15 protein-coding genes are annotated in these 12,940 nt (G+C 68.4%); 8 read left to right on the top strand and 7 right to left on the bottom strand.

Going from position 1 to position 12,940, the window contains the following annotated elements; genetic code table 11:
* Positions 1 to 67: 67 nt before the first annotated feature.
* From ACWEO7_RS32610 to ACWEO7_RS32595, 4 genes are read left to right on the top strand one after another with little or no spacing between them, the layout of a single operon-like run.
* The gene (locus ACWEO7_RS32610; protein ID WP_452428940.1) at positions 68 to 1,276 is read left to right on the top strand and encodes an enediyne biosynthesis protein; all 1,209 of its coding nucleotides are present in this window, start codon (positions 68 to 70) and stop codon (positions 1,274 to 1,276) included.
* Positions 1,273 to 1,767, top strand: coding sequence for a flavin reductase family protein (locus tag ACWEO7_RS32605; RefSeq protein WP_452428938.1), 495 nt, complete (start codon positions 1,273 to 1,275; stop codon positions 1,765 to 1,767). Before ACWEO7_RS32610 ends, ACWEO7_RS32605 begins: the two co-directional genes overlap by 4 nt.
* Before the next feature lie 34 nt (positions 1,768 to 1,801).
* Positions 1,802 to 2,764, top strand: a complete 963-nt coding sequence (locus ACWEO7_RS32600) for a DUF1702 family protein (protein ID WP_356961059.1) — start codon at positions 1,802 to 1,804, stop codon at positions 2,762 to 2,764.
* 9 nt (positions 2,765 to 2,773) lie between these two features.
* A complete protein-coding gene (locus ACWEO7_RS32595; RefSeq protein WP_452428936.1) occupies positions 2,774 to 3,577 on the top strand; it encodes an SDR family oxidoreductase in 804 nt (267 codons plus the stop codon).
* A 66-nt stretch (positions 3,578 to 3,643) separates the two neighbouring features.
* On the opposite strand, the gene ACWEO7_RS32590 is transcribed toward ACWEO7_RS32595, so the two are convergent.
* On the bottom strand, positions 3,644 to 4,081 hold the full coding sequence (locus ACWEO7_RS32590; RefSeq protein WP_452428935.1) for a DoxX family protein: 438 nt from the start codon (positions 4,079 to 4,081) through the stop codon (positions 3,644 to 3,646).
* A 98-nt stretch (positions 4,082 to 4,179) separates the two neighbouring features.
* Between ACWEO7_RS32590 and ACWEO7_RS32585 the strand changes: the two genes are divergently transcribed.
* The 3 genes from ACWEO7_RS32585 to ACWEO7_RS32575 all read left to right on the top strand — a co-directional run bounded on the left by ACWEO7_RS32585 (position 4,180) and on the right by ACWEO7_RS32575 (position 5,598).
* Positions 4,180 to 4,749, top strand: coding sequence for a TetR/AcrR family transcriptional regulator (locus ACWEO7_RS32585; protein ID WP_452428934.1), 570 nt, complete (start codon positions 4,180 to 4,182; stop codon positions 4,747 to 4,749).
* 86 nt (positions 4,750 to 4,835) lie between these two features.
* Entirely contained in the window at positions 4,836 to 5,207 is a 372-nt protein-coding gene (locus tag ACWEO7_RS32580) for a hypothetical protein (RefSeq protein ID WP_452428932.1), read from the top strand.
* A gap of 133 nt (positions 5,208 to 5,340) precedes the next feature.
* The gene (locus ACWEO7_RS32575) at positions 5,341 to 5,598 is read left to right on the top strand and encodes a hypothetical protein (protein WP_452428931.1); all 258 of its coding nucleotides are present in this window, start codon (positions 5,341 to 5,343) and stop codon (positions 5,596 to 5,598) included.
* Positions 5,599 to 5,708: 110 nt separating this feature from the next.
* Here ACWEO7_RS32575 and ACWEO7_RS32570 read toward each other — a convergent pair whose 3' ends face one another.
* Together ACWEO7_RS32570 and ACWEO7_RS32565 are read right to left on the bottom strand one after the other, a co-directional pair.
* The gene (locus ACWEO7_RS32570) at positions 5,709 to 6,992 is read right to left on the bottom strand and encodes an MFS transporter (RefSeq protein WP_452428943.1); all 1,284 of its coding nucleotides are present in this window, start codon (positions 6,990 to 6,992) and stop codon (positions 5,709 to 5,711) included.
* Positions 6,993 to 7,298: 306 nt separating this feature from the next.
* A complete protein-coding gene (locus ACWEO7_RS32565) occupies positions 7,299 to 7,886 on the bottom strand; it encodes a TetR/AcrR family transcriptional regulator (RefSeq protein WP_452428930.1) in 588 nt (195 codons plus the stop codon).
* Positions 7,887 to 7,958: 72 nt separating this feature from the next.
* Here ACWEO7_RS32565 and ACWEO7_RS32560 point away from each other — a divergent pair, with 72 nt between their 5' ends.
* The gene (locus tag ACWEO7_RS32560) at positions 7,959 to 8,678 is read left to right on the top strand and encodes an SDR family oxidoreductase (protein WP_452428928.1); all 720 of its coding nucleotides are present in this window, start codon (positions 7,959 to 7,961) and stop codon (positions 8,676 to 8,678) included.
* 4 nt (positions 8,679 to 8,682) lie between these two features.
* Here the strand turns inward: ACWEO7_RS32560 and ACWEO7_RS32555 are convergent, their stop codons facing one another.
* Genes ACWEO7_RS32555 through ACWEO7_RS32540 form a run of 4 tightly spaced genes read right to left on the bottom strand, consistent with a single transcriptional unit; the run spans position 8,683 to position 12,923 of the window.
* Positions 8,683 to 9,477 carry a 3-oxoacyl-ACP reductase gene (locus ACWEO7_RS32555; RefSeq protein ID WP_452428926.1) on the bottom strand — a complete coding sequence of 265 codons (795 nt, stop codon included), beginning with the start codon at positions 9,475 to 9,477 and terminating at the stop codon, positions 8,683 to 8,685.
* The gene (locus tag ACWEO7_RS32550; protein ID WP_452428924.1) at positions 9,477 to 10,835 is read right to left on the bottom strand and encodes an aldehyde dehydrogenase family protein; all 1,359 of its coding nucleotides are present in this window, start codon (positions 10,833 to 10,835) and stop codon (positions 9,477 to 9,479) included. The genes ACWEO7_RS32555 and ACWEO7_RS32550 overlap by 1 nt, the downstream gene beginning before the upstream one ends.
* Entirely contained in the window at positions 10,832 to 11,578 is a 747-nt protein-coding gene (locus ACWEO7_RS32545) for a gamma-glutamyl-gamma-aminobutyrate hydrolase family protein (RefSeq protein WP_452428922.1), read from the bottom strand. The genes ACWEO7_RS32550 and ACWEO7_RS32545 overlap by 4 nt, the downstream gene beginning before the upstream one ends.
* Positions 11,559 to 12,923, bottom strand: coding sequence for a glutamine synthetase family protein (locus ACWEO7_RS32540; protein WP_452428921.1), 1,365 nt, complete (start codon positions 12,921 to 12,923; stop codon positions 11,559 to 11,561). The genes ACWEO7_RS32545 and ACWEO7_RS32540 overlap by 20 nt, the downstream gene beginning before the upstream one ends.
* Positions 12,924 to 12,940: the final 17 nt, after the last annotated feature.

Below are 12,940 nucleotides of genomic sequence, written 5' to 3'. Positions count from 1 at the left end.
CGGGGACGCCGTCTCATTTCAGTCCTCGCAGGACAAGCAACAAAAGCGTTCCCCGGAGGTCCCAGCCATGAACGAAGGTAGTGCTATCAGCGACAACGACAACAAGGATCCGGGCGAGGCGAAAGCCACCTCGAACGGTCATCACGAAACATCGGCGGCCAACGGCAACGGCGCGGCCAACGGCAACGGCGCCGCTCCCGAAAGCAACGGCACGGCCGCACCGACTACCACCGCCGAACGCATCTCGTCGATGCAGCGCTCGGGCACCGAATTCGCCAAGGAATGGATGGAAAAGCCCGCGGCGACGAAGGATCCGCGCTATCTGGCGCTGCGCAACTTCGCCATCTCGATCACGATCTTCAACCTGATCGGGTTCCCGCTGCTCGGTTTCGAGCAGCCGTTCCTGTGGCCGTTCATCGCACTGGCGACCGCCTACACCACCGAAATCGGGCTGGAGGTCCTGGCGGCCTGGGCGTACAAGCGTGCGCCCGCCTTCCGCGGCCGCGGGCCGCGCGGGTTGTTCGAGTTCCTGTTGCCCGCGCACATCACCGGCTTGGCGTTCAACTTCCTGACCTTCGCGCACGACAAGCTGTGGCCGGTGATCTTCGGCATCGTGGTTGCGGTCGGCACGAAGTGGGTGCTGCGCGCCAAGATCAACGGCAAGATGCGCCACTTCATGAACCCGTCGAACTTCGGTGTCGTGGTGTGCTTCCTGGTGTTCCCGATGATCGCGGTCGCACCGCCGTACCACTTCACCGAATACATCACCGGACCGGCGGACGCGCTCATCGTGCTCGGCCTGCTCACGACCGGCACCATGCTCAACGCCAAGCTGACGCTGAAGATGCCGCTGATCATGGCGTGGGTGGGCGCGTTCGCGCTGCAGGCCATCGTGCGCGGGCTCATCGAACCGAACATCTCGATCCTGGCCGGCCTGAGCATGATGACCGGTCTGGCGTTCGTCCTGTTCACCAACTACATGGTCACCGACCCGGGCACCACCCCGTCGGGCAAGAAGCAGCAGATCATCTTCGGCGCCTCGGTCGGCATCATGTACGGCGTGGTCACCGCGCTGCACATCTCCTACGGGTTGTTCATCGCCCTGGTCATCGTCTGCGGCGCGCGCGGCGTCTACTGGTGGGTGCGTGGCATCGCCGAATGGTGGCGGCAACGGGGCGCCGCGCCGGAAGCGGCGGAGCAGCCCGTGGTGGCCGACGACCTGGAGGCCGACATCGCGGGTGAACCCGAACCGGAGAAGGAGGCCGCCCGCTCATGACCGACCGCGCCGAGCTGCGCCGCGTGCTCGGCGCGTTCACCACCGGTGTCACCGTGGTCACCACCGGGTGGCCACGGCCGCACGGCATGACCGCTAACGCGTTCACGTCCGTCTCGCTGGATCCCCCGCTGATCCTGGTGTGCGTCGCCCATACGGCCCGCCTGCACCGGGCGATCCAGGAGGCGGGCGCGTTCGCCGTTTCGGTGCTTTCGGCGGACCAGGAGCCGGTGGCCCGGTATTTCGCCGACTCGGCGCGCCCCGACGGCAGCGCGCAATTCGATCAGGTCGAGTGGTTCCCCGGACCGCACACCGCGGCGCCGATGCTGGCGAACGCGGCCGCGGGCTTGGAGTGCAAGCTCGACGCCGTATTCGACAGCGGCGACCACAGCATCGTCGTCGGCGAGGTCGTACACGCCGAACGCGACGCCGAACTGGCCGCCACGGAAGCGCTGACCTTCTTCGACGGCGGCTTCCGTCGCTTGATCCTGTGACGATCCCCCACTCCTCCGACGATTGGAGAACCCCATGCCCTCGCCGTTGGGTCCGCTGCGCGCGGCCCTGTTCGTCCCCAGTCCGGCCAGTGTCCGCCAGGTGCTCAGCGGGTTCGAGCAGCCCGACCAGCACACCGCGCTCGAACTCGAGCAGGTGACGATGCATTTGGTCGGCGGCATCGACTCCGCGGTCCGCAGCTCCGACAACGACGAACTGATCGCCACCCTGTTGCGGGTGCCGCCGAAGTACCGCGGGTTCGCCTACGAGGGCGCGGCGGTCGGTCTCACCGCTGTCGACTCGCTCTCGCCCGGCCGGCGCGCCGCCGACCTGATCGACGGCCCGGCCAGCGAATACGCGCTGACCATGTACGTCGGCGTCGGCCTCGCCATGGCGAAGATCCCGAAGTTCCGGTGGAAGAAGCTGTTCCCGCAGCACCCGCTGTTCCGCTGGCTCGCCATCGACGGCTACGGCTTCTACAAGGCGTTCTTCCAGATGCAGCGCTACGTGCGGGACAAGCACGTCGAGACCCGCTACCCCGGCTGGCTCGGCGACCGCGACAACCTGAAGCGCATCGCGGACCAGGGCATGGGCCGCGCGCTGTGGTTCATCGGCGGCGGCAGCCCGGCCGGTGTCGTGCGGCTGATCGGCGAGTTCGAGCCGAAACGGCACGCCGATCTGTGGAGCGGCGTCGGCATCGCCGTCACCTTCGCGGGCGGCGTGGAATCGGCTGCGATGGAGGAACTCTGGGACGTGGCCGGTGAGTTCCGGCCGCAGCTGTCGCTGGGCTCGGCCATGGTCGCCCGCATCCGGCAGCAGACCAACAGCGTCAACGAGCACAGCGAAGCGGCGGCGCAGGTCTTCTGCGGGACCACCGTGGCGAAGACCGACGCGCTGATCGAGAGTTCGCTCGATGATCTGCCCGACGACGGCAGCTCCGCCACCTATCTGCTGTGGCGGGACCGGATCGCCGACATCGTCACCGCCAGTCGAGCCTGAGTCGCCGCGATGGCACGGGTCAAGGACTGGGTCGGCAAGCACGTCATCGTCACCGGCGGATCGGAAGGGATCGGCGCCGCGGTGGCGGAGGCCTTCGCGGGGCGTGGGGCGCAGGTCTCGCTCATCGCGCGGCGGAAGCTTCCGCTGCGCGACACCGCGAAACGACTGGGCGCGGACTGGGCCGCCGCGGATGTCACGAGCGCGGACCAACTCGCCTCGGCCATCACGGAACTGGAGCAGCGCAACGGACCGTGCGAGGTCATCGCCTGCTGCGCCGGTCTCGCGCTGCCCGGGCGGTTCCTCGAAGTGCAGCTCGACGAGTTCGAGATGCAGATGTCGGCGAACTATCTCGGTGCGGTGCACGCGGTGCGGCGGGTGCTGCCCGGCATGGTGGAGCGGTCCAGGGGAAAGATCCTGTTGGTCAGCTCCACGTCGGCGTTTCTCGGCATCACCGGGTATACCGCCTACGGACCGACGAAGGCGAGCATCCGGCAGCTGGCGTTGTGCCTGCGCTACGAAGTGGAGCCGAAAGGCGTGGACGTCACGGTGATCTATCCGGCCGACACCGACACACCGGGGCTGGCCATGGAGAACACCCGTAAGCCGGTCGAGACCAAGGCGATCACCGGGTCGATCGAGCCGATGCCTGCCGAGCGCGTCGCCGAGGCCGCGGTGCGCGGCCTGGAACGCGGCCGCCACCACATCGCGCTCGACCCGCTCACGCGGTTCTTCCTGGCCTGGGCGAACCTGCCCGAGGACATGGCGCGGCCGTTCATGCGCCGCACCATAGCCAAGGCATTGCGCGGCAGCTGAACGCCGACCCGGCAAAGGCCCGCTCACCCATCGAATTGCGATGCGTGAGCGGGCCTTTCGCCGTTCTCAGCCTATGATGATGACCACGCAGGCCGCGATGAACACGCCCTGGACCAGCGCCCGCAGGGGCAGAGGCATGGTCTTGATGCCCAATTCGGCGCGGGCGGCGCGGACGTTCGCCGGGAACAACGCCACCAGCAGCGCGATCAGGCAGGCCGCGGCCAGGTCGGCGGTCGCGGGAATGAGGACGCCGACCGCGCCCGCCAGTTCCAGCACACCGGTCAACGTCACCAGCGCCGGGGCGTTCGGCAGCCGGGGCGGCACCATGGCGACCAGAGCGTCGCGGCGCGGCTGGAGGAAGTGCGCGCTCGACGTGAGCGCCAGCATCGCGGCCAGCCCGAGCGCGGTCGCGTGCGCCCACGAATCGAGCCAGCCATTGCCGGTGAGCCAGCCGACGAGCCGGGCGAGTGCGGTGACGGCGACGAGGACGACCAGCGGTGCCATCGGATCTCCTGTGGATCGAAGAGCAAATCTTGACAGTGGAAAGATACGACCGCGGCCATGAACTTGTCAATGTCTAGATGATGGGTCACCATCGAGGTATGGCGAAGGACGGTTATCACCACGGAGATCTCCGCGCGGCGCTGCTCACCGCCGCCGCCGAGCGGATCGCCGCCGACGGCGTCGACGCGCTCTCCCTGCGCAACCTGGCCCGGCACGCGGGCGTCTCGCACGCCGCGCCCGCCCACCACTTCGGTGATCGGGCAGGACTGCTCACCGCGTTGGCCACCGAGGGATTCGAACTGCTGGCCGAACAGCTCACGCAGGCCGGTTCGGACTTCCGTGAGGTCGCGATGGCCTACATTCGCTTCGCGCGCGAGCATCCGGGACACTTCGACGTGATGTTCCGGCACAGCCTTCTTCACGCGGAGAACGAGACCTTGCGCGCCGCGCGAGAACGATCCGGGTCGGCGCTGCGCTCCGGCGTGTCGAACCTCCAGCCGAGCCACAGTCAGGACCGTCAATTGTCGACCCGACTCGCCGCGTGGTCGCTGGTGCACGGCTTCGCTTCGCTCTGGCACGAAGGGGCACTGCATAATTCAGCACTGGCCACCGACTCCGATCCGGAGGTCCTTGCCCGCAAGATGCTGTCCACCATCCGTTTCGACTGACCGCGAACCGGCTTGCGACGAGCCGCCACCGTGCTATCCAGAGACCCAGAAGGAGCAGGCGGCCCCACCCCAGCTGCCATCGACACATGGACATCCACGCCTACCCCACCGACGCGACCACACCGGTGGACCCGACCGAAGCACACCGGATCGCCGACCGGCACCTCACCAACGGCGATTACGCCGATCGCGGCATCACCTATCAGCTAGCGGAGTTCGACACCTGCTTCGTCGCCGTCGCCACCTTCCCCCGCCCGCCGCACGCCGACCCGGACAGTCCGCCGGTGATCGTCGGCGGCTCCGTCTGCGTCATCGACAAGCCCACCGGCGCGGTCTCCTATTGGCCGACCTACCCGGCCGATCTGGTCGCCGACCAGTACGCGACCGCGCTGCGCGACGGGGCGCTGGTCATCGAGGACGACTGGCCGGAGGACGACGAGTCGCCCTCCTCGGCGTGACCGAGTGCATATCCACGACGCCCGACCACGACGCGATCCCATACAACGACGAGCCCGAACCTGTCGGACCCCGCTGTTAGCCTGAGCACCAGGATCGGCGCTCTTTCGCTCACGAAATCCATTGGGGGATCGCATGTTCGAAGATCAAACGCCCGAAGGCACCGAACCGGCTCCGACGCCCCGTCCGCAGAGCTCCGCGGAAGCGATCGATCCGTTTCGCGACTGGCAGGAAACCGCTCCGGACGGAGTTCCCGAAGCCGACCTGCGCCGTGCCGTCGCAGTGGCGACCTTGTTCGGCGCGGATGATTCCGCCGAGGCGGAACAGCTGATGACAGTCGCCTTCGGGAATGGACCCGATAGCGCCGCCGACCGGGTGGGCGGTGTCCGCTGATGAGATCGACGATGTTCCATCATTGATCGACACACAGGCTCGTGGCGGCTCGGCATTCGGGTGGCCGATACGACCGCGCACACTCCCACCGGATGTTTCGACGCCGTGATTCAGAACGCCGGCTGGGCGGGGAGGTCAGGATTCGGGTCCGGAGTCGGCTCACCCGCGTCGGGGAGTTCGGTGCCGCGCAGCGAGGTTCCGGCGGTTTCGCGCAGGTAGTTCCAGGCGACGAGGCCGATCAGGGAAGCGCCGACCATGTAGACGGCGGGGAACAGCGACCAGCCGGTTGCCTCGATGACGGCCTCGTTGATCAGCGGGGCGGTGCCGCCGAAGATCGCGGTGGAGACGTTGTAGGCCAGCGCGAAGCCCGCGTACCGGACATGGGTCGGGAAGATCGCGGGGAAGGTGGAGCTGATGGTGGACAACTGCGGCAGGTACAACAGTCCGAGCACGATGAAGCCGAAGATCGCCCATGCCGTGCCCTGGCCCATCAGCCAGTACATCGGCACCGCGAGCACGCTGAGGCCGGTCAGCGAGAACAACCACATCGGGCGGCGGCCGACGTGGTCGGACAGCCGGCCGAAGAACGGCAGCACCAGCATCATCACCAACTGACCGAGCAGCATCATCGCGGTGGTGGCCGATTCGCCCAAGCCGATCGTTTTCTGCAGATAGGTGGGCTGATAGGTCAGCAGCGTGTAATTGACCACGTTGAGCGCGACCACCAGTCCGGCCAGCGTCAGCGTCTCGCGCCGGTAGGTGGTCACCACCTCACGCAGACCGCCTGGCGGACGCTTGTGCTCGGCGACCTCGGTGAACACCGGGCTCTCCTCCAGCCTGGCCCGCAGGTACCACCCGGTCAGGCCGAGCGGGATGGCGATGAGGAACGGGATGCGCCAGCCCCAGTCGTGCATGGTGTCCGAACCGAGCGCCAGCTGGCAGGCCAGCACCGTCGCGGAGCCGCCGACGAAGCCCGCGAGTGTGCCGAACTCGAGGAAACTGCCGAGGAATCCGCGTTTGCGGTCGGACGCGCACTCGGCGAGATACGTTGCCGCCCCGCCATATTCGCCGCCGGTCGAGAAGCCCTGCACCACGCGGAGCAGGATCAGCAAAATGGGCGCCAGCACGCCGACGGACGCGTGGGTGGGCAACACGCCGATGGCGCCGGTGGCGGCGGCCATGAGCAGGATCGTGGTGGCCAGCACGGCTTTACGGCCGATGCGGTCACCGAGCGGGCCCCACACCATGCCACCGAGCGGCCGGAGTACGAACGAGATGGCGAAGCCGAGCATGGTGCCGAGCGTGCCCAGTTCCCCGGGAAAGAAGGCATCGGTCAGATACGTCGCGGTGGCCGCGTAGACGCCGTAGTCGAACCATTCGGTCGCGTTACCCATGGCGGAGGCCGCGACGGAACGTCGCAGCGGGAAACTCTCGGAAGTTCGATCGGTCACGTGCACGTCCTCTCCAGTCCGTCACGGACCTCGGTTCGTTCCACCTCCGGCCGCGAGAACCGAAGGTGTGGCACGAAACAGACCGATACCCAGGATTCGCCCCGGGCAAACAGTCACGTAACAGGAAGAGGGCGAACACATCTGCGCTGACCTGCAGCTCCACTACCAATTGTGATGCCGGTCACATGTTCACTCCGGCCGCACCCGTCACCCTCGTCCACGACAGCCGCGATGCGGCAGCGCTCGCGCTCACTTCCGCCCGAGCATGGCGGCGATACCCGCGGTGACTTCCCTCGCCAACGCCCCGTCGACCGGAGCGTGCCGCCCGAGCAGGCGGTACCACATCACCCCGAAAGCGAAATCGACTACGAGGTCCAACGGCACCGCCCCGGTGAACTCACCACTGTCCACACCTCGCCGCAGCAGCGTGCGCAACACTTCACGACGCGGGCCGATCACGGCGTCCTGCAACCGCTCCGACAGCGCCGGATCGCGCTGCGCGTCGGCCATCAGTCCGACCAGCGCCTGGCCGGTCAGCTCGCGCGTGAGCTCGTAGGTCGCGGTGAGCAAGCCTTCGACCTCGGCGAGCACGTCGTCGGACCCGGCGCGCACCCGCAATGCCGGGTTCTCCTCGACGAGCCCGGCCAGCGCCTCCATGAGCACCGCGGCCTTGTCCGGCCACCAGCGATACACCGTCTGCCTGCCCGCGCCCGCGGCGTCGGCGATCGCCTTGATGGTCAGGTCCTGGTAGCCGTCCCGTTCACACAGTTCCAGCGCGGCGCGCAGGATCGCGTGCCTGGTTTCCTCGCTGCGCGGGCGGCCACGGGTTCCGGTCATGCCGACACTTTACAAGACACCGTGCCTCGTTTATATTTCGAGACACAGAGCTTCGAAAATCAGGAGGATGTTGTGGGCAACCGGGTCGTCATCGTGGGCGGTACATCGGGCATCGGCCTGGCCGCGGCACGCAGGCTCGCCGACCACGGGCACGAGGTGATCATCGCGGGGCGCGACAAAGACAGGCTCGAGGCCGCATTGGCCGATCTCGGCGAGAACGTCACCGGCCGTACCGTCGACGCGCGTGACGAGGCGGAACTGACCCGATTCTTCGCGGAGATCGGGCCGATCGACCATGTGGTGGTGACCGTGACCGGACCGTCGGGCACGACGCCGTTCCGCGAGCTCGAACTCGATCATCTGCGCCGCCACGTCGAAGGCAAACTGCTCCCGCACACCGCCGCGATGCAAGCCGCGCTGCCGCACCTGAACGAGGGCGGGTCGATCACCCTGGTGTCGGCGGCCTCGGCGGGCGGCTCGATGCCCACCACCGCGGCGCTGGCGGCGGTCAATGCCGGTGTGGAGGCGATGGTTCCGGTGCTGGCCGTCGAGCTCGCGCCCTTGCGCGTGAACGCGGTGTCCCCCGGCGTGATCGACACCGAATGGTGGAGCTTCCTGCCCGACGGCGCGCGCACCGAGGTCTTCGACTCGATCGCCTCGGCCACCCCGGTGGGCCGAGTCGGCACCGCCGACGACGTGGCCCACGCGATCGAATTCCTGGTGGACAACGCGTTCACGACCGGAATCGTGGTGCGCGTCGACGGCGGCGCACGATTGGGCGCGCCGAAGTAGGTCCTTACAGCGGCGTCACGTATGCGCCCGCGATGCCGCCGTCCACCAGGAACTGGGACGCGGTGATGAACGAGGAATCGTCGCTGGCGAGGAAGGCCACGGCAGCGGCGATCTCCTCCGGTTCGGCGAACCGGCCGAGCGGCACGTGCACCAGGCGGCGGGCGGCGCGCTCCGGGTCCTTGGCGAACAGTTCCTGGAGTAGCGGGGTGTTCACCGGCCCGGGGCACAGGGCGTTCACCCGAATGCCGTCGCGGGCGAACTGCACACCGAGTTCGCGGCTCATCGCCAGCACGCCGCCCTTGGAGGCGGTGTAGGAGATCTGCGAGGTCGCCGCACCCATGACCGCGACGAACGAGGCGGTGTTGATCACCGATCCTTTGCCGCGCTCGAGCATGTGCTCGATGGCGTACTTGCTGCACAGGTACACGGAGGTCAGGTTGACCTCCTGAACCCGCCGCCACGCGTCGATGCCGGTGGTCAGGATCGAATCGTCCTCCGGCGGTGAGATGCCCGCGTTGTTGAACGCGATATCCAGCCCGCCGTAGGTGTCGACCGCGGTCTGGAACAGGGCCTTGACCTGGTCTTCGTCGGTGACGTCCACGTGCACGTACCGGCCGCCGACCTCCTTGGCGGCCGCCTCGCCGGTCCCGGCGTCGATGTCCGCGACCACCACCTTCGCCCCCTCCGCCGTGAAGCGACGGACCGTGGCCAGACCGATACCACTCCCGCCGCCGGTGACGACGGCGACTCGATCCTGTAAGCGCTGCAACGTATCTCCTGTCGGATGTGCGGGTGTCACTACGTGGCGAGGAAGACGTTCTTGGTCTCGGTGAAGGCCAGCGCGGCGTCCGGGCCGAGTTCGCGCCCGAGCCCGGACTGCTTGAAACCGCCGAACGGCGTCCAGTACCGCACGGACGAATGCGAGTTCACCGACAGGTTGCCCGCCTCCACACCGCGGGCCACGCGCAGCGCCCGGCCGACGTCGCGGGTCCAGATCGAGCCGGACAGGCCGTAATTCGTGTCGTTGGCGATGCGCAGCGCGTCGGCCTCGTCCTCGAACGGGACCACCGCGACCACCGGCCCGAACACCTCGTCGGTGAGCACCCGGTCGGTGGGCGCGCCGGGTAGCACCACGGTCGGCGGATACCAGAATCCGGGACCATCGGGCGCGCTTCCCGTGAACGCCACCTTGGTCGAGGGCTGCACGAACTCGGCCACCCGCTCCCGGTGCGCGGCCGAGATCAGCGGGCCCATCTCGGTGGATTCGTCGGACGGGTCGCCGACGCGCACCCCATGCACGGCGGGTTCCAGCAGTTCAAGGAAACGGTCGAACACACTGCGCTGCACCAGGATCCGGGAGCGAGCGCAGCAGTCCTGCCCGGCGTTGTCGAAGACGCCGTAGGGCGCGGTCGCCGCCGCCTGTTCCAGGTCGGCGTCGGCGAACACCACGTTCGCGCTCTTGCCGCCGAGTTCCAGCGTCACCCGCTTCACCTGCCGAGCGCAGCCCGCCATGATCCGCGTGCCCACCTCCGTGGAACCGGTGAACACCACCTTGCGGACGGCCGGGTGGGTGACGAAACGCTCCCCCACCACCGACCCCTTGCCGGGCAGCACCTGGAACACACCCTCGGGCAGGCCCGCCTCGAGCGCCAGTTCACCGAGTCGCAGCGCGGTCAGCGGCGTCAGCTCGGCGGGTTTGAGCACCACGGTGTTGCCCGCGGCGAGCGCGGGCGCGAAACCCCAGGCCGCGATCGGCATCGGGAAATTCCACGGCACGATCACGCCGACCACGCCGAGCGGCTCGTGGAAGGTGATGTCGACTCCGCCCGCGACCGGAATCTGACTGCCCAGCAACCGTTCCGGCATTCCCGCCGCGTAGTGCAGCACGTCGCGGACGTTGCCCGCCTCCCAACGCGCGTTGCCGATGGTGTGCCCCGCGTTGGCGACCTCGAGCCGGGCGAGCTGCTCCACATCCGCGTCGACCGCCTCGGCGAACCGGCGCAGCAATCTCGCCCGATCGCCGGGCGCCACCTCGCGCCACCCGGCCGACGCACGCTGCGCGGCCGCGACGGCGGCATCGGTCTCGGCTTCGCCGACGAGTTCGACGGTGGTGACCACCTGTTCGGTCGCCGGGTTGAGCACCTGCGCTGTAGTCACGAGTCCCGCTCCCTTCGATAGGTGTCCGCCGCCTCGGCCAGCGCCCGCACCAGCCTGCGGTCGGTGGCGTCGGCCTCCGGATGCCACTGCACGCCGACCAGGAACGACCCGTCGGTGGACTCCACGGCCTCGATCGTGCCGTCCGCGGCGTACGCGGTGGCGGTCAGGCCCTCGGCGAGTCGATCGACGGCCTGGTGATGATGGCAGTTCACCTTCACCTCCGGACCGGCCAGCCGCGCGACCCGGCTGCCCGCGATGGTCAGCACCCGCGTCGCGGTGAACCCGCCCTCGACGCCGGAGTGCTCCTCGTGCCCGACCACATCGGGCAGATGCGGGATCAGCGTGCCGCCGAGCGCCACGTTCGCCAGCTGCAGCCCGCGGCACACCGCGAGAATCGGCATGCCCGCGGCTCTGGCCAGGTCGAACAGGCCGAACTCCGACTCGTCCCGGTCCGGCCTGGTGTAGCCGGGGATTCCGGAGGCAGGACCGCCGTAGCGCGCTGGATCGACGTCCGCGCCGCCGGTCAGCACCAACCCGTCGAGCCGCCGCACCAGCTCGGGACGCGCGACGCCGGCGGGCGGCAGCAGCACCGGGATGCCGCCCGCGGCGGCCACCATCTCGACGTAGGCGTGCGGCAGCACCGCGCACGGCAGATCCCACGCGTTGAAGCGGGCCTGCTCCACATAGGTGGGCAGGCCGATCACGGGACGGGCTCCCGCGACCTCAGAGTCGTTCGAAACCACGGATACGCTCCCAGTCGGTGACCGCGGCGTCGTAGGCGTCCAGTTCTACCCGCGCCGCGTTGCGATAGTGCTCCACTACATCATCACCGAAGGCCGCGCGGGCCACCGTGCTGTCGCCGAACAGCTGGGCCGCTTCGCGCAGTGTGCGCGGCACACGGGGGCGCTCGGAGTGATAGGCGTTGCCGTGGAATTCCGGCTCGAGCGGCAGGCCACGGTCGATGCCGTGCAGTCCGGCCGCGATCAGCGCGGCCACGGCCAGGTACGGGTTCACGTCACCGCCGGGCACCCGGTTCTCGAAGCGCAGCCCATGGTCCTCGCCGACCACGCGGATGGCGCAGGTCCGGTTGTCCCGGCCCCACGCGATCGCGGTCGGCGCGAAGCTGCCCGCGACGAATCGCTTGTAGGAGTTGATGTTCGGCGCGAGCAGGTAGGTGAACTCGCGCAAGCAGTCCAGCTGGCCCGCGATGAAGTGCCGCATCAACGGCGACATGCCGTCCGCGCCGTCCCCCGCGAAGACCGGCTCGCCCGCATCGCCGCGCAGGCTCAAATGAATATGGCAGGAATTGCCTTCGCGCTCATTGTATTTCGCCATGAAGGTGAGGCTGCGTCCTTCCTGCGCCGCGATCTCCTTCGCACCGGTCTTGTAGATACTGTGGTTGTCGCAGGTGACCAGAGCTTCGTCGTACCGGAACGCGATCTCGTGCTGCCCGGGGTTGCACTCGCCTTTGGCCGACTCGACATACATTCCGGCGCCGTCCATCTCCTTGCGGATACGGCGCAACAACGGCTCGATCCGCCCGGTGCCGAGCATCGAGTAGTCGACGTTGTACTGATTGGCCGGCGTCAGCCCGCGGTACCCCGCGTTCCAGGCCGCCTCGTAGCTGTCATCGAACACCAGGAACTCGAGTTCGGTCCCGACGAACGCGCGCAGGCCGCGCTCGCTCAGCCGGTCCAACTGTTTGCGCAGCACCTGGCGCGGTGAAGCCGCCACCGCCCGCCCTTCCGGCGCCACCTGCTCGACGTCGCAGAGCACCAGCGCGGTGCCCGGCCACCACGGGGCCGTCCGCAGCGTGCGCAGATCCGGCCGCAGCACGACGTCTCCGTAACCGGTCTCCCAGGACGAGAGGGCGTATCCGTCGACGGTCGTCATGTCCACGTCGACCGCGAGCAGGTAGCCGCAGGCCTCGGTGGCGTGCTCGACCACCTCGTCCAGGAAATAGCGTGCCGCGCAGCGCTTCCCTTGCAGTCGACCCTGCATGTCGGTCATGGCGACCAGCACCGTGTCGATCTCACCCGTATCGACCTGGTCCCGCAATTGCGCCACACTCAGCATCCCGCTACGCATCCACGACCCCTCTCGGC

The organism is Nocardia sp. NPDC004260 (genome assembly GCF_053603155.1).
This window is presented reverse-complemented; position numbering and strand designations above follow the sequence as displayed.

What these genes read in the sequence shown, in the direction of transcription:
- ACWEO7_RS32610 (WP_452428940.1), top strand. Translation starts at nt 68, where the DNA reads ATGAACGAAGGTAGTGCTATCAGCGACAACGACAACAAGGATCCGGGC.
- ACWEO7_RS32605 (WP_452428938.1), top strand. Translation starts at nt 1,273, where the DNA reads ATGACCGACCGCGCCGAGCTGCGCCGCGTGCTCGGCGCGTTCACCACC.
- ACWEO7_RS32600 (WP_356961059.1), top strand. Translation starts at nt 1,802, where the DNA reads ATGCCCTCGCCGTTGGGTCCGCTGCGCGCGGCCCTGTTCGTCCCCAGT.
- ACWEO7_RS32595 (WP_452428936.1), top strand. Translation starts at nt 2,774, where the DNA reads ATGGCACGGGTCAAGGACTGGGTCGGCAAGCACGTCATCGTCACCGGC.
- ACWEO7_RS32590 (WP_452428935.1), bottom strand. Translation starts at nt 4,081, where the DNA reads ATGGCACCGCTGGTCGTCCTCGTCGCCGTCACCGCACTCGCCCGGCTC.
- ACWEO7_RS32585 (WP_452428934.1), top strand. Translation starts at nt 4,180, where the DNA reads ATGGCGAAGGACGGTTATCACCACGGAGATCTCCGCGCGGCGCTGCTC.
- ACWEO7_RS32580 (WP_452428932.1), top strand. Translation starts at nt 4,836, where the DNA reads ATGGACATCCACGCCTACCCCACCGACGCGACCACACCGGTGGACCCG.
- ACWEO7_RS32575 (WP_452428931.1), top strand. Translation starts at nt 5,341, where the DNA reads ATGTTCGAAGATCAAACGCCCGAAGGCACCGAACCGGCTCCGACGCCC.
- ACWEO7_RS32570 (WP_452428943.1), bottom strand. Translation starts at nt 6,992, where the DNA reads ATGGGTAACGCGACCGAATGGTTCGACTACGGCGTCTACGCGGCCACC.
- ACWEO7_RS32565 (WP_452428930.1), bottom strand. Translation starts at nt 7,886, where the DNA reads ATGACCGGAACCCGTGGCCGCCCGCGCAGCGAGGAAACCAGGCACGCG.
- ACWEO7_RS32540 (WP_452428921.1), bottom strand. Translation starts at nt 12,923, where the DNA reads ATGCGTAGCGGGATGCTGAGTGTGGCGCAATTGCGGGACCAGGTCGAT.